The 23,860-nt window shown below is 66.6% G+C and carries 28 protein-coding genes and 1 tRNA gene; 17 read left to right on the forward strand and 12 right to left on the reverse strand.

Annotated elements, in window-relative coordinates:
* Positions 1–32: 32 nt before the first annotated feature.
* The 5 genes from FM113_RS13880 (at position 33) to gatB (ending at position 5,107) form a co-directional block, all read left to right on the forward strand.
* Positions 33–674 (forward strand): DNA-3-methyladenine glycosylase I, encoded by a 642-nt coding sequence (locus FM113_RS13880; protein ID WP_087015414.1) that lies wholly within the window; start codon positions 33–35, stop codon positions 672–674.
* Positions 675–692: 18 nt separating this feature from the next.
* Complete coding sequence (locus FM113_RS13885) at positions 693–1,649, forward strand: linear amide C-N hydrolase (protein WP_087015415.1); 957 nt, start codon at positions 693–695, stop codon at positions 1,647–1,649.
* Positions 1,650–1,722: 73 nt separating this feature from the next.
* Positions 1,723–2,058 (forward strand): Asp-tRNA(Asn)/Glu-tRNA(Gln) amidotransferase subunit GatC, encoded by a 336-nt coding sequence (gatC, locus tag FM113_RS13890; RefSeq protein ID WP_087015416.1) that lies wholly within the window; start codon positions 1,723–1,725, stop codon positions 2,056–2,058.
* The gene (gene gatA, locus FM113_RS13895) at positions 2,058–3,593 is read left to right on the forward strand and encodes an Asp-tRNA(Asn)/Glu-tRNA(Gln) amidotransferase subunit GatA (protein WP_087015417.1); all 1,536 of its coding nucleotides are present in this window, start codon (positions 2,058–2,060) and stop codon (positions 3,591–3,593) included. The genes gatC and gatA overlap by 1 nt, the downstream gene beginning before the upstream one ends.
* Entirely contained in the window at positions 3,593–5,107 is a 1,515-nt protein-coding gene (gene gatB, locus FM113_RS13900) for an Asp-tRNA(Asn)/Glu-tRNA(Gln) amidotransferase subunit GatB (RefSeq protein WP_087015418.1), read from the forward strand. Before gatA ends, gatB begins: the two co-directional genes overlap by 1 nt.
* An 86-nt stretch (positions 5,108–5,193) precedes the next feature.
* Here gatB and FM113_RS13905 read toward each other — a convergent pair whose 3' ends face one another.
* On the reverse strand, positions 5,194–5,703 hold the full coding sequence (locus tag FM113_RS13905) for a hypothetical protein (RefSeq protein WP_140393376.1): 510 nt from the start codon (positions 5,701–5,703) through the stop codon (positions 5,194–5,196).
* A gap of 218 nt (positions 5,704–5,921) precedes the next feature.
* Here FM113_RS13905 and dinB point away from each other — a divergent pair, with 218 nt between their 5' ends.
* Entirely contained in the window at positions 5,922–7,136 is a 1,215-nt protein-coding gene (gene dinB / locus FM113_RS13910) for a DNA polymerase IV (protein ID WP_087015420.1), read from the forward strand.
* Here the strand turns inward: dinB and FM113_RS13915 are convergent.
* Genes FM113_RS13915 through FM113_RS13925 form a run of 3 tightly spaced genes read right to left on the reverse strand, consistent with a single transcriptional unit; the run spans position 7,133 to position 8,363 of the window.
* Positions 7,133–7,726 carry a DUF2017 family protein gene (locus FM113_RS13915; protein ID WP_087015421.1) on the reverse strand — a complete coding sequence of 198 codons (594 nt, stop codon included), beginning with the start codon at positions 7,724–7,726 and terminating at the stop codon, positions 7,133–7,135. The genes dinB and FM113_RS13915 overlap by 4 nt on opposite strands.
* Positions 7,723–8,010, reverse strand: coding sequence for an ATP-dependent Clp protease adapter ClpS (clpS, locus tag FM113_RS13920; protein ID WP_087015445.1), 288 nt, complete (start codon positions 8,008–8,010; stop codon positions 7,723–7,725). The genes FM113_RS13915 and clpS overlap by 4 nt, the downstream gene beginning before the upstream one ends.
* A 5-nt stretch (positions 8,011–8,015) precedes the next feature.
* The gene (locus FM113_RS13925; protein ID WP_087015422.1) at positions 8,016–8,363 is read right to left on the reverse strand and encodes a metallopeptidase family protein; all 348 of its coding nucleotides are present in this window, start codon (positions 8,361–8,363) and stop codon (positions 8,016–8,018) included.
* A 185-nt stretch (positions 8,364–8,548) separates the two neighbouring features.
* Here FM113_RS13925 and FM113_RS13930 point away from each other — a divergent pair.
* Positions 8,549–8,621: transfer RNA gene (locus FM113_RS13930), tRNA-His, on the forward strand.
* Positions 8,622–8,705: 84 nt separating this feature from the next.
* Entirely contained in the window at positions 8,706–9,131 is a 426-nt protein-coding gene (locus FM113_RS13935) for a DUF1801 domain-containing protein (protein ID WP_087015423.1), read from the forward strand.
* A 6-nt stretch (positions 9,132–9,137) separates the two neighbouring features.
* On the opposite strand, the gene orn is transcribed toward FM113_RS13935, so the two are convergent.
* Positions 9,138–9,800: an oligoribonuclease gene (gene orn / locus FM113_RS13940; protein WP_087015424.1), complete on the reverse strand. Its 663-nt coding sequence runs from the start codon at positions 9,798–9,800 to the stop codon at positions 9,138–9,140.
* Positions 9,801–9,909: 109 nt separating this feature from the next.
* Here orn and def point away from each other — a divergent pair, with 109 nt between their 5' ends.
* Positions 9,910–10,473: a peptide deformylase gene (gene def / locus FM113_RS13945; RefSeq protein ID WP_087015425.1), complete on the forward strand. Its 564-nt coding sequence runs from the start codon at positions 9,910–9,912 to the stop codon at positions 10,471–10,473.
* Between the two features lie 9 nt (positions 10,474–10,482).
* Here def and FM113_RS13950 read toward each other — a convergent pair whose 3' ends face one another.
* The 4 genes from FM113_RS13950 to FM113_RS13965 form a co-directional block, all read right to left on the reverse strand.
* Positions 10,483–11,691, reverse strand: a complete 1,209-nt coding sequence (locus FM113_RS13950; RefSeq protein ID WP_087015426.1) for an MFS transporter — start codon at positions 11,689–11,691, stop codon at positions 10,483–10,485.
* Positions 11,684–12,349, reverse strand: coding sequence for a Pr6Pr family membrane protein (locus FM113_RS13955; RefSeq protein WP_254909023.1), 666 nt, complete (start codon positions 12,347–12,349; stop codon positions 11,684–11,686). The genes FM113_RS13950 and FM113_RS13955 overlap by 8 nt, the downstream gene beginning before the upstream one ends.
* 9 nt (positions 12,350–12,358) lie before the next feature.
* Positions 12,359–13,555 (reverse strand): 4-hydroxybenzoate 3-monooxygenase, encoded by a 1,197-nt coding sequence (locus FM113_RS13960; protein WP_087015427.1) that lies wholly within the window; start codon positions 13,553–13,555, stop codon positions 12,359–12,361.
* 116 nt (positions 13,556–13,671) lie between these two features.
* Positions 13,672–14,424, reverse strand: coding sequence for an IclR family transcriptional regulator (locus FM113_RS13965; RefSeq protein WP_087015428.1), 753 nt, complete (start codon positions 14,422–14,424; stop codon positions 13,672–13,674).
* Positions 14,425–14,478: 54 nt separating this feature from the next.
* Between FM113_RS13965 and FM113_RS13970 the strand changes: the two genes are divergently transcribed.
* The 6 genes from FM113_RS13970 to pcaC all read left to right on the forward strand — a co-directional run bounded on the left by FM113_RS13970 (position 14,479) and on the right by pcaC (position 19,388).
* Positions 14,479–15,249: an IclR family transcriptional regulator gene (locus FM113_RS13970; RefSeq protein ID WP_087015429.1), complete on the forward strand. Its 771-nt coding sequence runs from the start codon at positions 14,479–14,481 to the stop codon at positions 15,247–15,249.
* 148 nt (positions 15,250–15,397) lie between these two features.
* Positions 15,398–16,219: a protocatechuate 3,4-dioxygenase subunit beta gene (pcaH, locus tag FM113_RS13975; protein WP_087015430.1), complete on the forward strand. Its 822-nt coding sequence runs from the start codon at positions 15,398–15,400 to the stop codon at positions 16,217–16,219.
* On the forward strand, positions 16,219–16,815 hold the full coding sequence (gene pcaG, locus FM113_RS13980; protein ID WP_087015431.1) for a protocatechuate 3,4-dioxygenase subunit alpha: 597 nt from the start codon (positions 16,219–16,221) through the stop codon (positions 16,813–16,815). The genes pcaH and pcaG overlap by 1 nt, the downstream gene beginning before the upstream one ends.
* Entirely contained in the window at positions 16,805–18,202 is a 1,398-nt protein-coding gene (locus tag FM113_RS13985) for a lyase family protein (RefSeq protein ID WP_254909024.1), read from the forward strand. Before pcaG ends, FM113_RS13985 begins: the two co-directional genes overlap by 11 nt.
* The gene (locus FM113_RS13990; protein ID WP_087015433.1) at positions 18,199–18,978 is read left to right on the forward strand and encodes an alpha/beta fold hydrolase; all 780 of its coding nucleotides are present in this window, start codon (positions 18,199–18,201) and stop codon (positions 18,976–18,978) included. The genes FM113_RS13985 and FM113_RS13990 overlap by 4 nt, the downstream gene beginning before the upstream one ends.
* On the forward strand, positions 18,975–19,388 hold the full coding sequence (pcaC, locus tag FM113_RS13995; protein ID WP_087015434.1) for a 4-carboxymuconolactone decarboxylase: 414 nt from the start codon (positions 18,975–18,977) through the stop codon (positions 19,386–19,388). Before FM113_RS13990 ends, pcaC begins: the two co-directional genes overlap by 4 nt.
* A gap of 21 nt (positions 19,389–19,409) precedes the next feature.
* Here the strand turns inward: pcaC and FM113_RS14000 are convergent, their stop codons facing one another.
* Together FM113_RS14000 and FM113_RS14005 are read right to left on the reverse strand one after the other, a co-directional pair.
* Positions 19,410–21,065, reverse strand: coding sequence for an MDR family MFS transporter (locus tag FM113_RS14000; protein WP_087015435.1), 1,656 nt, complete (start codon positions 21,063–21,065; stop codon positions 19,410–19,412).
* A 35-nt stretch (positions 21,066–21,100) separates the two neighbouring features.
* Positions 21,101–21,733 (reverse strand): TetR/AcrR family transcriptional regulator, encoded by a 633-nt coding sequence (locus tag FM113_RS14005; protein WP_087015436.1) that lies wholly within the window; start codon positions 21,731–21,733, stop codon positions 21,101–21,103.
* 210 nt (positions 21,734–21,943) lie between these two features.
* On the opposite strand from FM113_RS14005, the gene FM113_RS14010 reads away from it, so the two are divergent.
* Both FM113_RS14010 and FM113_RS14015 read left to right on the forward strand, forming a co-directional pair.
* Complete coding sequence (locus tag FM113_RS14010) at positions 21,944–22,387, forward strand: hypothetical protein (RefSeq protein WP_140393377.1); 444 nt, start codon at positions 21,944–21,946, stop codon at positions 22,385–22,387.
* Positions 22,388–22,495: 108 nt separating this feature from the next.
* The gene (locus FM113_RS14015) at positions 22,496–23,080 is read left to right on the forward strand and encodes a DUF305 domain-containing protein (protein WP_087015438.1); all 585 of its coding nucleotides are present in this window, start codon (positions 22,496–22,498) and stop codon (positions 23,078–23,080) included.
* 57 nt (positions 23,081–23,137) lie between these two features.
* Here FM113_RS14015 and FM113_RS14020 read toward each other — a convergent pair whose 3' ends face one another.
* Positions 23,138–23,572, reverse strand: coding sequence for a hypothetical protein (locus FM113_RS14020; RefSeq protein WP_087015439.1), 435 nt, complete (start codon positions 23,570–23,572; stop codon positions 23,138–23,140).
* Positions 23,573–23,860: the final 288 nt, after the last annotated feature.

Consider the following 23,860-nt stretch of genomic DNA (forward strand, 5'->3'; position numbering starts at 1 on the left):
AGCACCCCGAGCGCACCCTGAGAGGACCACTCATGACACTCCTACACCAGACGCAGCACCGACCCCTGCAGCGCGCGGCCTGGGCCGCGCAGGACCCGCTTCTGAGCGTGTACTACGACGAGGAGTGGGGCGTCCCGGTCACCGACGAGGTCGGGGTGTTCGAGCGGCTCACGCTTGAGGGGTTTCAATCGGGGCTGTCCTGGCTCACGGTGTTGCGGAAGCGTGAGGGGTTCCGTGCGGCGTTTGACGGTTTTGATCCGGCACGCATCGCTCGCTATGACGATGCGGACGTGGCACGGCTCCTCGCGGACCCGCGGATCATCCGAAACCGGCTCAAGGTGGGGGCGGCGATCACGAACGCACAAGCCACGCTCGCGCTCCGAGACTCCGGCGGTCCGACCCTCGCCGAATTGGTGTGGTCCTACATGCCGGAGCGTTCGCCTGCGCCCGTTACGGACGACGACGTGCCGGCGACGTCACCGGAGTCGATCGAGCTTGCGCGAGCGCTGAAACGACTGGGCTTTCGCTTTGTCGGGCCAACAACGGTCTACGCGCTCATGACGGCAATCGGGATTGCCGATGTGCACCTTGTGGGAAGCCCGCGGCGGGGCTGTTCCGGCCTCTGGAATCGTGACGGGAGCCGGACGGAAATCCCCGCGCCATTCGGGCATTGACCGCGCTATGGTGAGATCATGTGTACTCGATTCGTGTGGTCATCTGCCGGAACTCCCGGGTCCGGGAACGTGCTTGTCGGTCGCAGCATGGACTGGTTCGAGGAGACTCGGACGGTACTCGCAGTCCGGCCCCGCGGTGCCGAGCGGGAGAGCGCGCCGGGGCATCCCGGCTCGTTCACGTGGACGGCAGAATATGGGAGCGTGGTTTCGCTCATGTACGGCGAGATCTCGGTCGACGGGGTGAACGAGGCGGGGCTCCAGGTCAGCGGGCTGTACCTCGCCGAATCTGACTACGGTCTGCGCGACGAATCCCGACCCGGGCTGAACCTCGCCCAGGCGATCCAGTGCCTGCTCGACCGCTTCCCGGATGTGGCCAGCGCCGTTGCCTGGCTTACCGCGAGCCGGGTACAGATCATCCCGCTGTCGATCGGCGGCAAACCCGGGACCGGGCACCTCGCACTCGCGGATCCGAACGGTGACTCCGCAATCATCGAGTTCATCGCCGGGGAGATGACCGTGCACCACGGCCCCGAATTCACGGTGATGGCAAACTCTCCCGCCTACGACGAACAGCTTGCACTCGAGCGGCAGTACGCGGGCTTGGGCGGCGATGCTCCGCTCCCAGGCGGTACCGACTCCCCAGATCGCTTCGCACGCGCCGCGTTCTACTCGGCTCGCTTGCCCCACACGACCAGCGCCCGGGAGGCCGCAGCCTTTGCCTTCAGCGTGATCCGGAACGCGTCTGCTCCGTTCGGCACGGCAGACCCAGTGCGGCCGAACGTCTCGACAACGCGCTGGCGCACGGTTGCGGACCTCACTGACCGGCGGTATTTCTACGAATCCGCGCGCAGTCCGCATGTCGTCTGGGTAGAGCTCGCCACGCTCGATCTTGCGCCTGGCCCCGAACGGAGATTCGACCCTGAAGTGACCACGAGCGTGACCGGGGAGGTCAACTCCGCGTTCATCCCGGTGTAAGGGCCGGGATCTCGGTTCTCGCTCGCTAAGATGGTGGGGTCTGAGAATCACCCCGAAGCCATGATGGAGCAGCATGCCTGAAACCTCTGCGGCCGATCCCACCGCACCGAGCGGCGAGATCACGGCCGAGACCGTGCAGCATCTCGCGGGCCTCGCCCGGATCGCACTGACCGATACCGAAATCGACGTGTTCACGAGCGAGCTTGGCTCGATCTTGACAAATGTCGCCAAGGTGAGCGAGGTCGTGAGCGCTGATGTGCCCGCGACGAGCCACCCGATCCCGCTGAACAATGTGACGCGAGCCGACGAGATCACCGATGTGCTGACCCGCGAGCAGGCGCTCGCGAACGCACCGGAAACGACGGATCACATGTTCCGCGTCTCATCGATCCTGGGAGAGGAACAGTAATGAGCGAGCTGATTCAGCTGACCGCCGCCGATCTCGCGGCGAAGCTCTCCGCGGGCGAGGTCTCCTCGGTTGAGGCCACGCAGGCCCATCTCGATCGGATCGCCGCGGTTGATGGGGAGCTCCACGCGTTCCTCGCCACCGACGCGGAGGCCTCCCTCGCGGCGGCCCGCGCAATCGACGAGCGCCGCAGCGCGGGGGAGCAACTCGGCGAGCTCGCCGGCGTCCCACTCGCGATCAAAGACGTGCTCGTCACCACGGATATGCCGTCGACGTCCGGATCGAAGATCCTCGAGGGCTACCGCTCACCGTATGACGCAACCGCCGTCGCGAAGGCCCGCGCGGCCGGCCTCGTGAACATTGGCAAGACAAATATGGATGAGTTCGCCATGGGCTCCGCCACGGAGAACTCGGCCTACGGGCCGACGCACAACCACTGGGACCCCACCCGGGTGCCCGGCGGCTCCGGTGGCGGATCCGCCGTTGCGGTCGGAGCGTTCGAAGCCCCGCTGGCGCTCGGCTCCGACACCGGCGGCTCGATTCGTCAGCCCGCCGCGCTCACCGGCACTGTCGGCGCGAAGCCCACCTATGGCGGCGTGAGCCGCTACGGCGCGATTGCGCTCGCGTCCTCGCTGGACCAGATCGGCCCGTGCGCGCGCACAGTGCTCGACACGGCGCTGCTGCACGACGTTGTTGCTGGACACGACTGGCACGATTCGACCTCGCTCGACTTCGCGTGGCCCTCGATGGCGGCAGCGGCGCGGAGTGGCGCTGACCCGGCGAGCCTGCGCGGACTCCGGGTTGGCGTGGTCAAGCAGCTCATGATCGATGGCGTTCAGGCGGGGGTCAAGGCCCGTTTCGACGAGGCACTTGCGTTGCTCGAAGCCCAGGGCGCCGAGATCGTCGAGATCGACGCACCGCACTTCGAGTACGCGGTCGCCGCGTACTACCTGATCCTGCCCGCTGAAGCGTCGAGCAACCTCGCAAAGTATGATTCGGTGCGCTTCGGCCTCCGCGTCACGCCCGAGGGCGGCGGCACCGTCGAAGGCGTGATGAGTGAGACGCGCGCGGCCGGCTTCGGCGACGAGGTCAAGCGCCGGATCATCCTCGGCACCTATGCGCTTTCTGCAGGGTCCTACGACGCCTACTACCGCAGCGCACAGCAGGTTCGCACGCTGATCCAGCGCGACTTTGCCGCGGCGTTTGCGCAGGTCGACGTGATCGCCTCGCCGACCGCGCCGACAACGGCGTGGACGCTCGGCACGCACGGCGGTGACCCGATGCAGGACTACCTCAACGACGCCACGACGATTCCCGCGAACCTCGCGGGTATTCCCGGGCTGAGCCTCCCGATTGGCACCGCGAGCGAGGACGGCCTGCCGGTCGGTCTGCAGCTCATGGCGCCCGCGTTCGAAGACGCTCGCCTGTACCGCGCGGGCGCAGCAATCGAGCAGCTGATCGCCGACCGCGATGCGGCACCGTTCTGGGCTCAGGCCCCGTCCCTTGCAGGGGCTCCGATTCGGAAGGCAAGCGCGTAATGGCACAGACGAAGCTGATGGACTATGCCGAGGCGCTGGAACGCTTCGAGCCCGTGATCGGTCTCGAGGTTCACGTCGAGCTCAACACGGCAACCAAAATGTTCTCGGCCGCACCGAACACCTTCGGCGCGGACCCCAACACCAACCTGACCCCGGTGTGCCTCGGCCTGCCCGGCGCGCTCCCGGTGGTCAACGAGCAGGCTGTGCGTTACTCGATCAGCCTGGGCCTCGCGCTTGGCTGCGAGATCGCGGAGGTGTCGGGGTTTGCCCGGAAGAACTATTTCTACCCGGACATGGCGAAGAACTACCAGATCTCGCAGTTCGACGATCCGATCGCCCACGACGGCTCAGTCGAGATCGAGCTTGCCTCCGGCCGCGTGGTGCACGTGCCGATCGAGCGCGCGCACATGGAGGAGGACGCCGGCAAGTTGAACCACATGGGTGGCTCGACCGGTCGAATCCAGGGCGCTGAGTACTCGCTCGTTGACTACAACCGTGCGGGCGTGCCGCTCGTCGAAATTGTGACGCGCCCGATTTTCGGTGGCGAAGCCGACACTCCGGAGATCGCCTCGGCCTACGTCGCCACGATCCGAGAGCTTGTCACGGCACTTGGTATCTCTGACGCGCGGATGGAGCGCGGGAACCTGCGCTGCGACGCAAACGTATCGCTGCGGCCGCGTGGCAACGAGGACGCCGGGATGAGCGTGCTTGGCACACGGACCGAAACGAAAAACGTGAACTCGCTGCGCTCGATCGAGCGCGCGGTTCGATTCGAGATTCAGCGCCAGGCGCGGATCCTCTCCGAGGGTGGCACGATCACCCAGGAGACGCGGCACTGGCACGAGGACACGGGGGAGACCTCGCCCGGGCGTCCGAAGAGCGATGCGGACGATTACCGGTACTTCCCGGAGCCTGACCTCGCCCCACTGACGCCGTCGCGTGAGCTTGTCGAGGAGCTGCGGGCCCAGCTGCCCGAGCACCCGACGCTGCGCCGTCGCCGTCTGATCTCCGAGTGGCAGTTCTCTGCCCTGGAGTTCCAGGATGTGGTCAATGCCGGGCTTGTGGGCGCGATTGAGTCGACAGTCGCCGCTGGCGTGCCGGCGCAGGCCGCACGCAAGTGGTGGACCGGTGAGATCGCCCGAATCGCAAACGAGCGCAGCGCGGTTCCGACCGAGCTGATCACCCCCGCGCAGATTGCGTCGGTAGTGACCCTTGTCGACGAGGGGACGCTGAACGATAAGCTCGCGCGCCAGGTGATCCAGGGGATCATCGACGGTGAGGGCACCGCGGCGGAAATCGTGGCGGCTCGTGGCCTCGCGATCGTGTCTGACGACGGTGCACTGATCGCCGCTGTGGACGCTGCGCTCGCCGAGCAGCCCGATGTACTCGCGAAGATCCGCGACGGCAAGGTCCAGGCCGCTGGCGCGATCATCGGTTCCGTGATGAAAGCGATGCGCGGCCAGGCCGACGCCGCGCGCGTGCGCGAGCTCGTGCTGGAGCGCGCGGGCGCGTAGTCTCGACTCACGGCGCGCAGGCGCGACACTCGCTGAGGCACCGCACGTGATTCACGTGGGGTGCCTCAGGCGTTCTGCGGCTCGAATTACCTGTCGACCTGCTCGAATCGCCGATCGACGCTCGCGAACCCCTCCCTCATGCTCTGCTCGAGAAACGTGAAGCGGTGCGTGAGCGTGCTCACATCGCTCTGGAGTTGGACAGTCACGTCACGAAGTTCCGCAATCTCCGTCCGAATGAGGGAGTCAGTCTCACCCAGCGAAGTGATCTCCCCGCGGAATGAAACCATTTCGCTGCGGAGTCCGTCGAGCTCCCCGCGGAACGAGACCATCTCGCTGCGGAGTCCGTCAATCTCGCGTCGCACTTCGCCGCGGAGTTCATCGATCTCGCGTCTCACTTCGCCGCGGAGTCCATCGACCTCGCGTCTGAACTCATCCCGGAACCCCTCGATTTCCCCACGAAGTCCGCCGATCTCCTCCCGGATACCCTCCACGAGAAAGGTCATCGTTCGCGTCATCGTGCGGGTGGAAAATGTCAGCATGCCGAGCACCGCGGCGGTCAACATGCCGAGGGCCGCCCAGGTCTGTGCTTCAGTCAAGTGCATCACGCTCCCTAGTATGTGTCTGTGGGGCCGATCGTGGCAGAGGGGTGAAGCGGTTCGGGGGCTCCGGAGCCCAAATGTGAGTAACTGCTCACTCGGAGATGCTCAGTCAAAGCTGTGGACGACGTGATGCAGTGGCCCGACCGCTGAGTGTCAGTGGGCCGCGCTCATCCCGCCCACCCGGAAACGTCAGTGGTGTGTGGTGCAATAGAGGGATGGTGGAGTCTCAGCGGTCCGTGGCGTCAATGCTGCACGTCGACATGGACTCTTTTTTCGTCTCGGTCGAACTCCTAGACCGCCCGGAGCTGATCGGACGCCCGGTGGCCGCCGCACACGACACGGCACGCTCCGTGGTCTCGAGCGCAAGCTACGAGGCGCGACGCTATGGAGTGCGCTCCGCGATGCCGGTGGGACGTGCAAAGCAACTGTGCCCCGAGCTCGTTCTGATCCCGCCGACGTTTGAGAAATACCGTCGCGCTTCCCGCGAGGTGATGGCGATCTTCCACGAGTTCACGCCGCTCGTGGAACCGCTCAGTATCGACGAGGCCTTTCTTGACGTCTCCGGCTCACTGAAGCTCTTCGGCAGCCCGGCAGAGATCGCACGCTCGATCCGTGAACGCATTCGCGAGCGAACCGGGCTGCCCGCGTCGGTCGGACTCGGCGCCACGAAGTTCGTGGCTAAGCTCGCTTCGCAGCGCGCGAAGCCCGATGGGGTCCTCGAGATCCCACCGGAGCGGACCATCGAGTTCCTCCACGGGCTCCCCGTGGAAGCGATGTGGGGTGTCGGGGCCGCAACGGCGCGGAGCCTGAAGTCGCGCGCCATCCACACCGTCGCGGATCTGGCCCGCGAGCCGCTCCCATCGCTCACCCGGCTCGTGGGCACCGCGAGTGCGCAGCGCCTGCACGCGCTGGCGCACGGCCGCGACGCGCGCGCGGTCGAAACGACGCGCACGGAGAAGAGCATTGGGCACGAGGAAACCTTCGCCAGGGACGTGAGCGATGCCGCGTTTCTGGAGCGAGAACTGCTGCGCCTCGCGACACGCACGGGGGAGCGGCTGCGGGCGGCAGAGCTCGAAGCGCGGACTGTCGCCATTAAGGTTCGTTGGGAGAGCTTCGAAACCGTGACGCGATCCCGCACCCTTACTGAGTCTACGAACTCCACGCAGCGGATCTATCAGACCGCTCGTGAGCTGTTCACGGCGCTCGGCGGGGGGCGCCCGGTGCGTCTCATCGGGGTACGAGCAGAACAGCTCGCGCCCGCGGGCAGCGATCCAGCGGCGCTCTGGAGCGATGATGACGATTGGCGGGCTGTCGATCAAACAGTCGACGAGCTCCGGGGCCGCTTCGGTGCGGCCGGACTCACCTCCGCGAGCCTGCTCGCCGCTCGCGAAGACGTGGTGGATCCACGGTCGCTGCAGGATCCCGCCTAGCTGGGCGTGGCTTCGGGGTCGTCGTCGTCCGCCTCGGAAGCCGTCATGATCGTCAGCACGGACTCCAGAATCGCGGCGAGCCAGTCGAAGACGAGCACGGTGCCTCGGGTCTCCTCCTCTGCCAGGAGCCGGACACGGTCCTCTTGCTCGTCGAGTCCGATACGCGCGGCGATGGCGAGTCGGAGCGCGGTGATTGTGCGCACCCAGGCGGGAAGCGTGGCCGCGGATATCTCGACGGCGACGCCACCCTCTGTGTCGTCGCCCCCACCCCCCACGCCGAGCGCCGTGGTGACCTGGGTCGCGTCCTGCAGCTTTCGGTTGAGTAGCCCCTGCTCGGTGACGCGTCGAAACGAGGTCGACTCGCCCGTCGCTTCGTAAGCATCGGGGAACAAGCGTGCGAGCGCGGGATCGTGCGGCAGCTCCTCGGACCCGCCGACCTCGAGGCTTGCGAAGAGCGGATCCGGATCCAGCGCCGTCCCACTATGGCTCTGGAGGAGCTCCACCAACTGGGTGATGAGCTGATCGAGCATGGCAGCCTCGTCAGTTTCGAAGAGGATCCGGAGGCCATCGACCCGTGGTTGCAACCTCATGGCGTCCCAGCTTCCCGGACTGTCGCCCACAGGCCGTAGCCGTGCATTGCTTCGACGTGCATCTCCATTGCTTCCCGGCCCCCCTCGGCCACCACCGCCCGGCCCTGATGGTGCACGCGCAACATCAGTTCCTCCGCGCGGTCCTGCTCGAAACCGAAATAGGTATGGAACACGTAGGAGACGTAGGACATGAGATTCACCGGGTCATCCCACACGACAGTCTGCCAGCCGTGGTCGCGTGCCAGCACGGCTTCTTCCGCGCGGCCGGCCTGAGTGTCAGTCATCACGGCTACCCCCACCCGAGTTCGTGTATGCGCGCTTCGGAGAGGCCATAGAAGTGCGCGATCTCGTGGACAAGCGTGACCCTGATCTCGTGCACAAGCTCTTCGTGATCCGCGCAGTGGCTCAGGAGATTCTCCCGGAACAGGATGATGCGGTCAGGCTCCTCGCCATACCCGTATACGTTGCGTTCAGCGAGGGAGAAGCCCTCGTAGACGCCGAGAATTTCGCTGCCGTCCTCGGGGCGATCCTCGACGAGGAAGATGACGTTGTCGAGTTGCGCGAGCATGTCGTCGTGCAACGAATCGAGGCCATCGGAGACGAGGGCCTCGAACTCTTCGTGCGGCATGACCAGCATGCTTTCACCCTACACAGAAGCCGCGGCGAACGGGTGGGTGTGTTGGCTTGGCACCCAGATCGGGCCAGGAATGAGTGGACAGCGCGTGCGGCACACCCGGGGTGACGCGCCGGTTCGCGGACGGTCACCGGAATGGGTTATGATCGTCAAGTTGCCTCGTTCGCCCCGGCGGATCAGGTCGCATGGTGGCTATAGCTCAGTTGGTAGAGCACCGGCTTGTGGTGCCGGTGGTCGCGGGTTCAAGTCCCGTTAGCCACCCGGATGAAATCCCCCGCTTCGGCGGGGGATTTCTTTTTTCTGGGCGGGGCTGCAGAGGAGCGCCTGCTGAGGCAGAATGGCCGTATGGCCACCGCACCGAAGACCCAGCCCACCGATGCCGACGTGCACGCGTTCCTGGACGCGGCGACGCCCGCGCGCCGCCGCACTGACGGTCTTGCGCTCGCGGAGATCTTCGAAGAGGTGACTGGCGCGGCTCCCGTGCTGTGGGGGCCGTCCATCGTTGGCTACGGGAGCTACACGTACATCTCGCCGGCGAATCCGCGCACGCGCGGCGAGTGGATGAAAACCGGGTTCTCTCCGCGCAAAGCGCAACTCTCGATCTATGGGCTCAAAGATCTGCCCGAGGGGGCAGCGCTCCTGCCTGAGCTCGGCCGGTACACAGAAGGTGCCGGCTGTGTGTATGTGCGCACGTTGGATGACATCGACACGGACGTGCTGCGTCGGCTCATCGCGATTGCCTGGGCCCGTACCGACGATCCTGCCGCGTAGCCGAAACTACTCGGCGGACCCAGAGGGTTCGACGGTGTCTGGGCCGGCGATGAGTGCCGCGAAGCGCGCTGTCGCGGCGTCGGCAAAGCCCTTGGACTGAGTCTTGTCCGGGCCGGGCTGCGCCACCATTACCGCGTCACGGAAGTAGGCGAGCTCCTGGATCGACTCGGCGATGTCCGCGAGCGCGCGGTGCCCGCCGTGCTTCTCGGGGGACGCCGAGTAGGCGGCCGGATACCAGCGGCGGCTTAGCTCCTTGATTGTGGAGACGTCGATGCTCCGGTAGTGCAACCGCTCTTCGAGGGTGGGTAGGTATTTCGCGATAAAGCGACGGTCCATGCCGATCGTGTTTCCCGCGACGAGCGGCCGGCGGGGGCCTGGGACCAGGCGTGCCAGGTATTCGATCACCTGTGCCTCCGCCTCTTCGAGGGTGGCACCCTGCTCGATGCGGGGAAGGAGTCCAGAGGTCGTGTGCATGTTCCGCACGAAGTCGTTCATGTTCGCGAGCGCGTCGGGGCCCGGGTTGATGACGATCTCGAAGCCGGGATCGAGCGGAGTGAGATCGAAATCTGTCACGATCACGGCGATTTCGCACAGGCCGTCGCGGTCTACGTCGAGGCCCGTCATTTCACAATCGATCCACACGATCTGCGTGGCGGGAGTTGTCGACATGGCGGGAGTTCCTCTCACTGCGGGGTGCTGCGGGCGGGCGCGCTCAGCAACCGCCCCAGTCTATCCGGGGCGTCGGGGGTGGGCACCGGCACGCTCTAGAATGGAGACCATGTCTGTACTCCCCATCGTGATTTCTGGCGACCCCGTCCTGCACCGCCCAGCCGAGCCGGTCACCGAGTTTGATGCGGCACTCCGCACACTGGTGGATGACATGTTCGAGACCACGGTTGCAGCTCCCGGCGTGGGTCTCGCGGCACCGCAGGTGGGTGTCGGGAAGCAGGTCTTTGTGTGGATGTACGACGATCAGGAGGATGCTCCTGCGCAGGGGGTGGCGATCAACCCAGAGCTCTGGATTACACCGCCCGAGCCTGGCCTTCCCGGCGAGGACGAGGTTGAGGGGTGCCTGTCATTCCCCGGAGAGCGCTTCGCGCTGCGGCGTTCGCCACGGGCGCTGCTGCGGGCGCAAGACATCGACGGTACACCGTTCGAGGTCCAGGCAAGCGGCTGGTTCGCCCGGATCTTGCAGCACGAGTTTGATCACCTGAGCGGGCTGCTCTACGTTGATCGGCTGATCCACCCGGAAAGCCGCGGCGCGCAGAAAGCGCAGCGCAAGAATGGCTGGGGCAAGCCCGGGCTGAGCTGGATGCCCGGCGTCGACGACCTCGAAGGCTAAGCTCAGCGGCTACTCGGCGTCTTGAGTCGTGCCCAGCGTGCGGGAATCGGGGACCAATGCCCAAGCCACCCCGGCCACCGCGAGGAGGGCGGCGGTGAGACCGAAGGCCCAGCCGAAGCTTGCCACATCGACGATGGCGCCGGCGATCAACGGGCCGAGCACACCGCCCAGATCGCTGGTCATGGAGTACGTGGATACGACGTTGCCGCCGCGTCGTTGACCGAGCACGTCAGCGAGCACGGCCTGCTGGCCCGGGTTCACGAGGGCGGATCCGGCCCCGGCAACGAACATCACCGCGGCCGCGAGCCAGAGGTTCGGTGACGCAGGGAACACAAGATAGCTCGCAGTGAGCGTGGCCATCCCAATGATGAGCATGGGTTTGCGCCCCAGCGTGTCGTTCCAGCGGCCGGACGGGAAGATGAGGATCGCGTTACCCGCAGCGTACGCAGCGAGGACCCACGCGGCGACCGCGGCGTTGCCCTGGAACGCGACCGCGACAAAGATTGGGATCAGCGAGACACGCACACCAAACGAGGCCCATCCAAACGCAAACACCGAGGTCAGGAGCGCCCGGTACTGCGGGATCCGCAGAGCGTGACCGAGCGGCATGCTGGGTCCGGCGGAATTGTCGCCGAGCGGGCTACCGGCCGCGCGCGATTGGCGCAGCGCAATTGCGACGACAGTGGCGGCCACCAGGAGTGTGAAGAAGTAGAACACGAAGGGCGCGCGGAGGCCGAAGCCCGCAACCACACCGCCGAAGACTGGGCCGAGCAGCCCGCCGAGGAGGAAACCGGCGGCGTTGAGGCTCGCCACACGTCCGCGGGCGAGCGGCGGACTCACTTTGATAATCAGGGCGGTCGCGGCGACGGAGAACATTGCCGAGCCGATGCCTCCGACCCCCCGCAAGATCAGGAACTGCGGGTAGTTCACCGCGAGCGCCGTCGCTCCGGTTGACCCCGCGACGATGAGAATCCCGATCGTGTATGTGCGCCGTTCTCCGAGCCGGCCAACCGCCCACCCCGCAAACGGTGCTCCGACGAGCCGCATGAGCGCAAAGGCGCTGACGATGGCGGAGGCCGCAAAGGTCGAGACACCGAACTCGAGAGCGAACTGGGGGATCGCGGGGGCGACTACGCCGTAGCCGAGGGCCACGGTGAAGCCACCCGCGACGAGGGCCCACACCTCGAAAGGGAGTTTGAGGCGGGCGGAGTCAGTCACCCATTGAGTCTAGCCCCGCGCGGGACGTGCGCTGCCCCGCCCAGACGAGCGCGGCGGCGGCGAGGAGCGCGGCGAGGAGCCCCGTCGAGGTCCAGAGAATCGCGGTGGTGCCACGGCTCGGAAGCAGGAATCCGTAGGGAACCCAGCCCTCGGTGACACCCCGGATGAGTGTCGCCGCGAGCCAGACGATCGGGTAGGGCAGTACCCACCAGATCTCGCGCCAGGCGAGCCGCGGTCGGTCGGTGACGAGGAGCCAATCGAGCAGCGCGAGCACGGGGAATACAAGGTGCAGGATCACGCTTGCCCACGGCGGGGCGGTCCCGGTCCCGGGCACGAGCAGATTGTAGACGAGCCCAACAATGACGAGGCAGCTCGCCGCGGCAGCGCGGGCGATCGCGAGTGGCCGGCCGCTGGGACGGCCGCGAAGCGTGGCAATCCCAGCGGTGAGTATCACGAGGCTCGCGAACAGGCTCGTGAGGTTCGTGAAGTAGCCGAAGGTGTTTTCGAAGCGCGGGTCGCCGCCCACCACATTCAGCGCGTAGACCACAGCGAGGGTGGCGAGCACCAGGCCACCGGAGCTGATCCTGCTGATCCCCACCCACAGTGCCGCGGGCCGAGGTGCGCCCGGCCTGGTGGAGGTGCCCAGGGTAGCCATCATGCGTGCATGCTATCCCAAGGCAGCTGTGGGGCTTGTCTGTAGCGGCCACCCGGTGTAGGCCTCGGCAAGGTACCTGCGGCCCGCGTCGGATTCGACGACGGAACGCAGTTCGCCGAGCTGCCGCTGCCTGTCGAACTCGCTCGCTCCCGGTGCCGCGTGGAGCATGCTTGTCATCCACCAGGAGAAGTGCTGAGCCTTCCAGATGCGCTGCAACGCGGTATCCGCGTACGCATCGATGAGCTCGGTCCGGCCGCGGCCGAGCCAGTCTTCGAGCGCCCGCGCGAGCAGCACAACGTCGGCTATGGCGAGGTTCATACCTTTGGCCCCTGTCGGCGGGACTGTGTGCGCGGCGTCGCCGACAAGGGCGGTGCGACCCCGTCGGAGCTCGTGGGCGACGAAGCTGCGGAACCGCAGCACATCGCGCTGAAAGATGGGTCCCTCTGCGAGCGTCGTCCCCGGGACGCGGGCCTGGAGGGTATCCCAGAGTTGCGCCTCGCTCATCGCGGCGACGTCTGTATCCGGATCGCACTGGAAGTACATGCGCTGCACCGTCTCGGAGCGCTGGCTGATCAGTGCGAAACCCTCGGGGGAGTTGCTGTAGATCAGTTCATCAGCGCTCGGCGGGGCTTCACACAGGATCCCGAACCAGGCAAACGGGTACTCCCGGAAGTGGCCACCGCTGGGTGACCCGGTGACGGTGGGGCGAACTACGCTGCGGGATCCATCGGCGCCGACAACGAAGTCGGCGATGAACTCGAAGGGTGTCCCATCGGCAGCGACGCCTGTCACCCGCGGGAGCTCGGTCTCCGTTTCGAGAACCCCGGTGACGGTAGCCCCGAAGCGCAGGTCTTGGCCCGCCGCGAGTCGTGCGGCGATCAGGTCTGTGAGAACCTCGTGCTGCGGGTAGAGCCAGACGCTCCGGCCCACGAGCCCCGGGAAGTCGATCCGGTGCCCTTCGCCAGCAAAGCGGAGTTCGATGCCGTCGTGGCGGTGCCCGACAGTGCGCGCGCGGGTCCCCGGGATCTGGTCGAGCAACTCAACGGTGCCCTGCTCCAGGATTCCGGCCCGGATCGTTGATTCGATGTCGGTCCGGCTGCGCGTATCGAGGACCACGGAGTCGATTCCGGCCTCGGCGAGGAGGTGGGAGAGGAGCAGCCCGGCGGGGCCGGCTCCGACGATGGCGACGCGGGTGCGTTCTACGGTCATGGGCGGGAGTCTCCTTTGAGTCGGGCCACGGGGCGTGCTGGCTAGTGTGCCCGTGGTGCGAACCCCGCCGCCCGGCTATCCCATTCAACGGGAAGACGAGTCGTCCCCGCACGCGGTCACGCTCGGGTCTCACGAAGTTCCGCCTCGATCTCACCGGCCGCGGCTCGGAGCGCGGCGAGCGCCGGAGCGGGATCTGTGATCCGGGGGAGGATCACGGACAGCGCCGCAACGACGGTGCCCGCGTCGCGCACGGGGACCGCGACCCCGGTTGATACGCCCTCAACGGAGCCCGGTGCCACGACCTGCCCGGTGCGCCGAATCTCTGTCAACGTTCGTCGCAGCTGCTCCGGTTGCGTGGGGGTTCCGGGCCCGAGCCGGGGCAGCGGTGCCGTCAGGACCCGCGCTCGCACCTCTGGCGCGGCGAAGGCCAGCAGCATGAGGCCCGCTGAGGACGCGTGCAACGGTAGCCGACCGGCGACGCGGGCGATGTTCGCCCCGGCCTCCGGGTGCGAGAGCCGCTCGACGAATAGTGCCTCGTCCTGCTCGAGCACCGCGAGGTGTGTGTGCTGTCGCACGGCGGCCTGCACCCGTTCCATCGCGGGCAACGCGGCTTGCCGCAACCGGAGCACCGTCGAGCCGCGGAGCGCGAGCTCCCAGAGCCGGAGCCCGAGCCGTACCCGCTGATCCTCGTCGCGCTCAAGGAGCCCGGCCGACACGAGCTCCTCGATGAGGCGGTGCGCCGTGGAGGACGGGAGCGCGGCACGGCGGCCGATCTCGCTCGCGCGCTGGGCGGTGCGCTCAGGGGTGAAGGTTTCGAGCACGCGGACGACGCGCTGCACCACGCTGTCGCCGCTCGGGGAATTGGCCATGGGCCCAGCATGCCACGGGGTATCCTCGAACGCAGGATCGAGGAGGACGCCGCCATGACCGCTGAAACGCCGACCGGCGAGGGAATCCTTGACCGGGCGCTCGCGGTGCTCGCCTGCTTCACCGAGGACGAATCGGAGCTCACCGCGGGTGAGTTGGCCGCGCGGACCGGGCTTGCCTCCTCCACGCTGCACCGCCTGCTGGCGGCCCTCGTGCAGCGCGGCATGCTTGTGCGATTGCCCGGGCGACGATACTCGGTGGGGGCCCGACTGTGGGAACTGGGCGAGCTTTCTCCGCTCTCGCTCAGGCTCAGGGAACGCGCGATCCCGCACATGGTGCGGCTCTACGAGGCCACGGGTGAGAATGTGCATCTCGCGGTGCTTGACGGGGAAAAACCGGAAGCCGCGAGTGCGATCTACGTGGGGCGCGTGACCGGGCGGATGTCGATCCCCACGGTGAGCCGGGCCGGCGGGCGCGGGCCACTGCACACGACCGGGGTGGGACGGGCGCTCCTGGCCGCGCAGGACGAAGCCTGGCTGGCGCAGTACTTCACCGCGCCGCGCGAGCTCGAGACGCGGTTCTCGATCACTGCGGAGGCACCGCTGCGGCAAGAACTCGCGCGTACGCGGGAACGCGGCTACGCGCTGACGCAGGAAGAAATGACACTGGGGAACATTTCGGTTGCCGTCGCGCTGCCTCCGGTATCGGGACTCCCGCTGATCGCGCTGGGGCTCGTAGTGACCCTGCAGCGCGCAGACGAGCGCCGCCTTGCCGCCATTGTGCAGCAGGCCGCCCGCGAGCTGTTCCTCGACGTCCGCGCGAACTGACGACCGCCGACTCCCACCGACTCCCACTGACTCCCGCCGACTCCCACTGACTCCCGCCGACTCCCACTGAGTGGGAGTGTGTCGGGGGCTGGGGCACCCTCGGTGCCACGCTGGAATCCTCATCACGCTCGTGTCGAAGGAGACAATCATGGCTGACGCGCCACCCCTCGCCGCCGCCCCGGAGACGTTGCTGGCGGCCCCGGACCAGGCCTCTCAATCCGAGATCACCGCCGAGATTGCGACACTTCACGCCGAGTATGCGCGGCGTATCGCCGGGGGCGAGTCCCTGCCGCGCACGATGATCGATTTCCCTCCCTACCGCTCCAGCCTGCTGCGCCACCCCACGAAGAACCTGCAACTCGTCGACCCCGAGACGATCGAGCTGTGGTCGCCGGCCTATGGCCAGCGCGACGTTGCCGCAATTGAATCCGATTTGACCCTCCAGCACACCGGGGAACCGCTGGGGGAACGGATCACCGTCACCGGGCGGCTGCTCGATTCGTGGGGTCGGCCGCAGCGGAATCAGCTCATCGAAATCTGGCAGGCAAACTCCGCCGGGCGCTACATTCACCAGCGGGATCAGCACCCCGCTCCACTCGATCCGAACTTCACCGGCGCGGGCCGCGCCATCACGAACGATCAGGGGGAATACACCTTCACCACGATCAAGCCGGGTCCGTACCCCTGGAAGAACCACGTGAACGCTTGGCGCCCCGCACACATTCACTTCTCCGTGTTTGGGCCATCCTTCACGCAGCGCATCGTGACACAGATGTACTTCCCGAACGACCCGCTCTTCCCACTCGACCCCATCTACAACACGATCCGAGACCAACGGGATCGTGACCGGCTGATCAGCACCTACGACCACGAACTCACGGTGCCTGAATTCTCAATGGGATACCGCTTCGACATTGTGCTTGACGGTCCCGACGCGACCTGGTTCGAACCCGAGGAGGGCGATCACTGATGAGTGCTGCAGCACCCCACACCGCGCCGCACATTGCGGCAGTTCCCGCGCGCACCCACGAGGCCACCCCGGGGCAAACGGTGGGACCATTCTTTGCCTACGGCACCACCTTTCCCAAGAAACACGAGGTCGTCTTCCCGCACTCCCCGGGCGCGATCCTGCTCAGCGGCACGGTGCGCGACGGAAACGGACAGCCCATCCCCGACTCCATCGTCGAGATCTTTGCCGCCGACACTGATGGCACGGTGCCGCGCGCCCGCGGGACCTTCCGCCGCGACGATCACTCCTTTACCGGGTTCGGGCGCGCCTTCACGAGCGACGAGGGGCACTTCGAGTTCTGGACCCGCAACCCGGGCTCAGTCACCGGGGAGGCCCCGTTCTTCGCAACAATCGTGTACGCGCGCGGCCTGCCCGACAAGCTGCACACCCGGATCTATCTCCCGGAGCACACCGTCGCGCTCGCCGCAGACCGCCTCCTGTCCTCGCTCTCAGCGGCGGATCGCGCTACGCTCGTTGCCACGCGCACGCCTGCCGGAAACCTGACCCATGACATCCGGCTGCAGGGCGAGAAGGAGACAGTGTTCCTTGCCTATTGAGTTGCCGCAGCCCCCACCTGTCTTCGATGCCGGGCTCCTGTCTCCCGTGAGCGTTGGCGTGGGCGCTGAGCTCAGCGATGAGGCTGTCTTCGGGGCGCTCGTCACCGCGGAAGTTGCGCTCGCTCGCGCCTGGGGCAGCGTCGGAGTCGCGCCGCCTGCCGCGGTCGCGGAACTCTCACATCAGCTCGGCTGGGCCGGTCAGGGAGAGCCATGCGCGCTTCACGATCCGCCACTTGCAGAGATCGTCGCAGGATCGGCCGCCGGGGGGAACCCCGTGATCCCGCTTGTCCCGGTGCTCGCGGATCGCGTGTCCGGGGAACACCGCGCCTGGGTGCACCGCGGGGCCACCAGTCAGGACATCCTGGACTCGGCGCTGATGCTTGTGGCTCGGCGATCCGGCACGCTGCTGCTCGCCGATCTGCGGGCTGCGGAGTGCGCACTTGCTGAGTTCGCGCAGGAGCATCGTGGACTGGCTGCTGCAGCACGCACCCTGACTCAGCACGCCGTGCCCACGACGGTCGGGCTCCGCGCGAGTGGCTGGCTGCGCGGGATCCGGCGCGCGGCGGATCGCCTGGACGCGACACTGCAGGAGCTGCCCGCGCAGCTGGGCGGTGCCGGTGGGACGCTCGCATCGTTCGCGGAGATCGCGCGCAGTGCCGGTGCGTCGCCCGAGGACACCGTGACCCGCCTCGTCGCCGCGTTTGCGCAGGAGCTCGGGCTCGCCGCGCCGGATGCGCCGTGGCACACGGTTCGATGGCCGGTGACGGAGCTGGGAGCCGCACTGACGCAGGTCGTTGATGCGCTCGGCGCGCTGGCCACGGACGTGGCGACCCTCAGTCGCACCGAGCTCGGCGAACTCGCGGAGGGTGCGGCCGGTGGCTCGTCAGCGATGCCCCAGAAGCGAAATCCGGCAGCGTCAGTGCTGATCCGGTCAGCCGCGCTTCGTGCGCCGCAACTCGGGGCTACCCTGCACCTTGCGGCGGCCCTCGCGGGCGATGAGCGCCCCGACGGGGCGTGGCACGCGGAATGGCCGACGCTGCGCGAGCTGTTGCGGCTTGCCCGCGGCGGCGCGGCGCAGGCACGGCGGCTCGTCTCTGGCCTGCGGGTGGACGCCAACGCGGTGGCGCGCAATCTCGCGCTCACCGACGGGCTCATCGTTGCCGAGCGCCTCGCGATCGTGCTCGGGCCCGTAATCGGCGCCGAGCGTGTCCGCGAGATCGTGCGGGCAGCCGGCTCGGGCGGCCACCTGGCCGGGATGCTGCGCGCCGATCCCGCGATTGCCCAGTCCGGGATCGACGTCACCGCACTGCTTGATCCAGCGCAGTATCTCGGGCTCGCCGCCGAGCTCACCGAACCCATCGCTTTGCCGTCCCAGGAGACCCCATGACCCCGCCCCAGATCGCGCTCACCGAACCCGCCGGCACTGCCGGTGCCCCGCTCGTGGTGCTGGCCCACTCGCTCGGCACCGGGCCCATCATCTGGGAACGCGTCGTCCCAGAACTCGCCCGCGACTACCGAGTCACCCTGCTGTCGCTCCCCGGACACGGCAGCGCGCCCGCACCCGCCGATCCGTTTACAATCGAGGAACTTGCCGACGCTGTTGCGGCCGCGATCCGGGAGCTCGAGGGCACCGGGGTCCGGTATGCGGGAGTCTCAATTGGGGGCGCGCTCGGGCTGATGCTCGCGCTGCGCCATCCCGCACTGTTCTCGGGGGTCGCGAGCGTGGCCTCCGCTGCCTCACTCGGCACCGCGGAGCACTGGGCTGCCCGCGCCTTGTTGGTCCGGGAGCAGTCGACTGCGGCGCTCGTGACCGCGTCGGCTCAGGCCTGGTTCGCGCCCGAGTCGATCGCAAACGAACCTGAGATCACGGGCCGGATCCTGCGCGAACTGCAGGCGGTATCCGACGAAGGCTACGCGCGCTGCGCGGAAGCACTCGGCGGCTTCGACGTGCGTTCCCGGTTGGGCGAGATCGCGGTCCCGCTCCTCGCGATGGGAGGCGAGTTTGACACCGTCGCCCCGGAGCCGCGTCAGGACGAGATCGTGGCCGGGGTGCTGCGCGGTCGGAAGGTGATGATCGCGGGTGCCGCACATCAGCCCCCGGCCGAGCAGGCGGCGGCTGTCACCGCGGCGCTGCAGGAATTCTTCGCGGAGGTGGGACGATGAGTGAGAACGAACGCGCAGCGTTGGGGCTGAGCGACGCCGAGCGTGTTGAGCAGGGCATGCGGGTGCGCCGTGAGGTGCTCTCTGATGCCCATGTGGACCGGGCAAATGCGGCCATCACGGACTTCACTGCGGACTTCCAGGACTTCATCACTCGCACGGCGTGGGGTGATATCTGGTCGCGGCCGGGGCTCGATCGGCGCTCGCGCTCCGTGGCAGTGCTCACCGCCATGATCGCGCTGGGTCACCACGACGAGTTCGAGATGCACGTGCGCGCCGCCCGCCGGAACGGGCTCACTGTCGCGGAGATCAAGGAAGTGATTTTGCAGGCTGGGCTGTACTGCGGGGTTCCGGCCGCGAACTCGGCGTTTCACCTCGCGAAGCGTGTGCTTGAGGAACTCGGGGAGGCGTGAGCGCCTCCCCGAGCCGTGCCGCTATTCGCGGCTGACGCCGACCGGTCCCGTGGGGGCCTCGCGTGTTCCGGTGCGAGCAGCCCGCTCGGCGGACTCGAGTGCCTCGGCCTCGTCCCCGCTGATTGCCTCGCCGCGCGCGACCATCCCGGACTCGTCCGAGAGCGGGATCTGCTTCAGGAACAGTGCGAGCACAAACGCGATCAGGATGAACGGGATGAGGTACCAGAACACTGGAGCGAGGGAGTCAGCGTAGGCGTTGACTACACCCTCACGGATCGCGTCGGGCATCTCCGCGAGCTTCTGCGGGTCGATTGTGGCGACCGCGTTCTCGGCGTTGGGCACCCCAGCTCCGGCAAAGACATCGCTGAGACTCTCGCTCAGGCGGGTGGTGAACATTGCGCCGAAGATCGCGACGCCGAGCGAGGCACCGACCTCCCGGAAATAGTTGTTTGTGCTTGTCGCGGTGCCGACCATGCCGGGGTCCACGGCGTTCTGCACCACGAGCACCACAACCTGCATGATCAGGCCGAGGCCAGCGCCGAACACGAACAGGTACACGCAGATCAGCCAGATGGGGGTCGCAGCGGTCAGCGTGGTCATCGCCGTCATCGCGGCGGCCGTGACGAGGGTGCCGACGATCGGGTAGGCCTTGTACTTCTGGCGCTTGGTGATCATGATGCCCGACCAGATTGACGTGCCCATCATGCCGGCCATCATCGGGAGCATCAGGAGCCCGGATGCGGCTGCTGAGGCGCCGGAGGACATCTGCAGGAACGTCGGGACGAAGGCGATCGCCGAGAACATGCCGAGGCCGAGGGTGAAGCCGATCGCGGTCGCATTGATGAAAATCGGGTTCTTGAAGAGGCCAAGCGGAATGATCGGGTCCTCCGCGCGCGCCTCGACGAGGACAAAGGCGAGCGCGGCGAGCACCAGGCCGCCACCCCAGAGCCAGGTTTCCAGGGCACCCCAGCCGTGATCCCTACTGCCGCCGAAGTCGGTGAAGAAGATGAGGCAGGTCGTGGCGATTGAGAGCGTCACGACCCCGAGAATGTCGATCTTCTTTTTGGCCTTCTTGCTCGGCAGTGTCAGCGCGAACCAGGCGATGGCGAACGCCGCGATCCCGACGGGGATGTTGATGTAGAACGCCCACTGCCAGGTCATGTGGTCGACGAAAAAGCCGCCGAGCAGCGGGCCGGCGACGGCGGAGAGGCCGAAGATGGCACCCAGGGGACCCATGTATTTGCCGCGCTCGGAAGCCGGCACGATGTCGGCGATGATCGCCTGCGAGAGGATCATGAGCCCGCCACCGCCGAGGCCCTGCATGGCGCGGAACGCGACGAACCAGGTGAAGTCGGGTGCGAGTGCGGCCCCCACAGAGGCGATCGTGAAGAGCGCGATCGCGATCAGGAACAGTGTTCGGCGTCCCAAAACGTCACCGAACTTGCCATAGATCGGCATCACGATCGTGGTCGCGAGAAGGTAGGCGGTCGTGATCCAGGCCTGGTGTTCGACACCGCCGAGCTGTCCCACGATTGTGGGCATGGCCGTGGAAACGATTGTCTGGTCGAGGCTCGAGAGCATCATCCCGGCGATGAGCGCGGAGAAGATGATCCAGATCCGGCGCTGCGTGAGGAGCAGCGGGGTGGCGGGTGCGCCCGCGGGGGCGACGGTGTTCATGCGGTGGGGGCTTCTTTCGGGGTTGCGGGGCGGGTTCAGGTCAGAGACGGAGTTCCGGTGAAGAGCTCGCGAGTGTGGGAGAGGGTTTCGCGGAGGCGTGGTCCGATGCTTCCCGTGCTCTGCGCGTCGAAGAAGGCGTGCGCCGTGGAGTGGAGCATGGCACCAAGCACCTGAATCGCGAGACCGATTCGCGGGTCGGTAGGGGAGAGGCCCTCGCGCTCTGCGATCAGGGCGGAGAACTGCCGGTGAATCTCTTCAGAGTCGGTCAGGAACTTTTCCATGAAGGCGGGCTCGCGGGCGATGATCTGATTGACGTGGGTAATCGTGCCGGCGATGTCGAACACTTCGTCCATCATTTCGATCGCCACCTCGACCATTTCGTCGAGCAGCGTCGGACTGATCTGGCCGTCGCGGGCGCCCGCGGCGACGAAGCGCTGCACGGCTTCGCTCTCGAGCGGATCGCTCGGGGTACCGATGACCGCTTCGGTTTTCGAGGGGAAGTAATTGAAGAAGGTGCGGCGCGAGATTCCCACCTGTTCACAGAGGGTCTCCACCGTGAAGCCGCCGAGACCGTGTTCCGCGGTCAGCTTGCGGGCGTGCTCAGTGATCGCGATCCGGGTGCGCCGCATCTTGGCGGCTCGACCCGCTTGAGGTGCACTTTCATTCATAAAGTGCAATTATGCACTAAACCATGAATTGTGCAAAATGTTGAGGGTCGATCGGTGCGCCCCGCCCGCCAATCGCTTGTGCTTGTGCTTGTGCTTGTGCGGAATTTCCCAGCCCCGCGCAGTAGGTTCTCAGCTACGGAACAGGGGTAGGGTATGCGAGCGCAACGATGGATTGTGACAGGATTCCAAAGCCTGCTGTTCACATGCGCCATGATCGTCATGTTGATCGCGGGGCTGCTCGGTATGCACACGCTGTCAGCCGGGCACAGCACCGCGGGGACCGCGCTGGCGGCGACTGAGATGAATTTGCATCATGTAGCCGGCTACGTCGACGCCGACGCCGCCGGGGATGCGCGGCAGGCGTCGCCTCTCCTGGCACCGTCTCTTCTGGCACCGTCTCTTCTGACGTCGTCTCCTCTTGCTGTGAATCAACCTGCCTTGGGCGTGGGCCATGAGCCGGTCGAGCACGGCCTGCAAGCCCTGCTGTGCGTGCTCGCCCTGCTGGGTTCTGTGGTGCTGATCCTGCTCTCGCGATGGCCTGGTCGGATGCGTAGGTGGGCGGGGCATGCCTCGGCTCGTGCTGTGGCGTGTGTCCGCGCTGGTCTTGGCTCACGCCCGCCGTCGCTCATATTCCTGTCGATCAGTCGTACGTGATTCGCGTGCACCGTCCGCATCACCTTTCGGCTTCCGGGGTGGGCGGTGCGCTGCGGCCTGCCCGGGGCCACCGAATCAGGGTGATCTGACCACACAAAAGGATTGACTATGCGATTGACCAACACACTTCTGCTCGCCACCGCGTTTGCTGGTGCTCTGCTCCTGACAGGCTGCGCGACTGGGCCGGAGGCGGTGAACGAGGCGACATCAGCGCCGTCCGTCTCGAATAGCACCGCGAACGCCGGTGATGAGATGTTCACCATAATGATGATCCCGCACCACGAGCAGGCAATCGAGATGGCTGACATGATCCTTGCGAAGGACGGCATTGACCCGCGGGTTACCGAGCTCGCCCAGCAGGTGAAGGGAGCGCAGGGGCCCGAGATCGAGCTGATGGAGGGTTGGCTCGCCGAGTGGGACGTTGATGCGCCCGGCGACATGGCGGGCCACAGCATGGGTGATGACGGGATGATGGGTGAGGGGGACATGGATGCGCTCGAGGAGGCCTCCGGGGCCGAGGCGTCGCGTCTCTTTCTTGAGGGCATGATCGTGCATCACGAGGGCGCGATCGACATGGCTGAGACTGAACTCGCCTCGGGCCAGCACACGCAGGTGCGAGAGCTTGCAGAGCAGGTGATCGACGGCCAGAGTGCCGAGATCGCCGAGATGCGCGAGATCCTCGGCTCGCTGTAGCCGTGACGTGATTGCAGGTGGCCGGGTCGCGCTGCGGCCCGGCCACTTGCGGGCTCTCTACTGTGAGCAGAGGGAATCTTCCGCCAAGACCGCGATCATGGAACTCGCTTCGTATCCGGCCATCATCGTGCTGGGCTGCTCGCCCTCGATGACGGTGAGTTCGGCGAGGGAAACTCCCGCCGCGAGCTGGGTGCATGCGAGGTGAGCTGCGTCAATGATCTGCTGATCACTCAGTGTGCCGAATAGCCGCTCTGCATCCATGTTGTACCGCAAAATTTCGACAAGGTCTTGTTCGGGGTTCGTTGACGATGGAACCTCGTCTCCCCAGAGGTTCTCCGTGACGACCTCGTCTGAGTTGCCTTGGGGGTGAGGTGCTGGTGCGGTGTTCGTCGGTTCGGTGCTTGCCGGACTCGTGGCTGCCGGTGTCTGAGTTGTGGTGCACCCGGTCGCGGCAAGGGCAAGCAGTGTTCCCACGAGAACCTTTTTGAACATGTGTCAATGATATGCGTAAAGTATGTGTTTTTCATATGTTTTACCGGGGTTGTCTGTGGTGGATTTGTAGGGAGGTAACTTGTGCTGTAGGTGCCACGCTCGCCGACGGAGGTCGCTCCAACCCGGAAGCATCAGAACGGATGCGGGGCGTTCGGATCCGCCGGTGGTGACTTGTGGCGTTTGGGCTTGGGTGGTGCGGGGTCGGTGCTGAATCTGACTCTGCTGGGTGGTCTGTCGATCGTGACGCGGCCGGTCGGGCTCACCCATTTCAGGGTCCCGCCCGGGAGC

Origin of the sequence: Leucobacter sp. 7(1), assembly GCF_900163635.1 — a bacterium.
Lineage (GTDB): Bacteria > Actinomycetota > Actinomycetes > Actinomycetales > Microbacteriaceae > Leucobacter.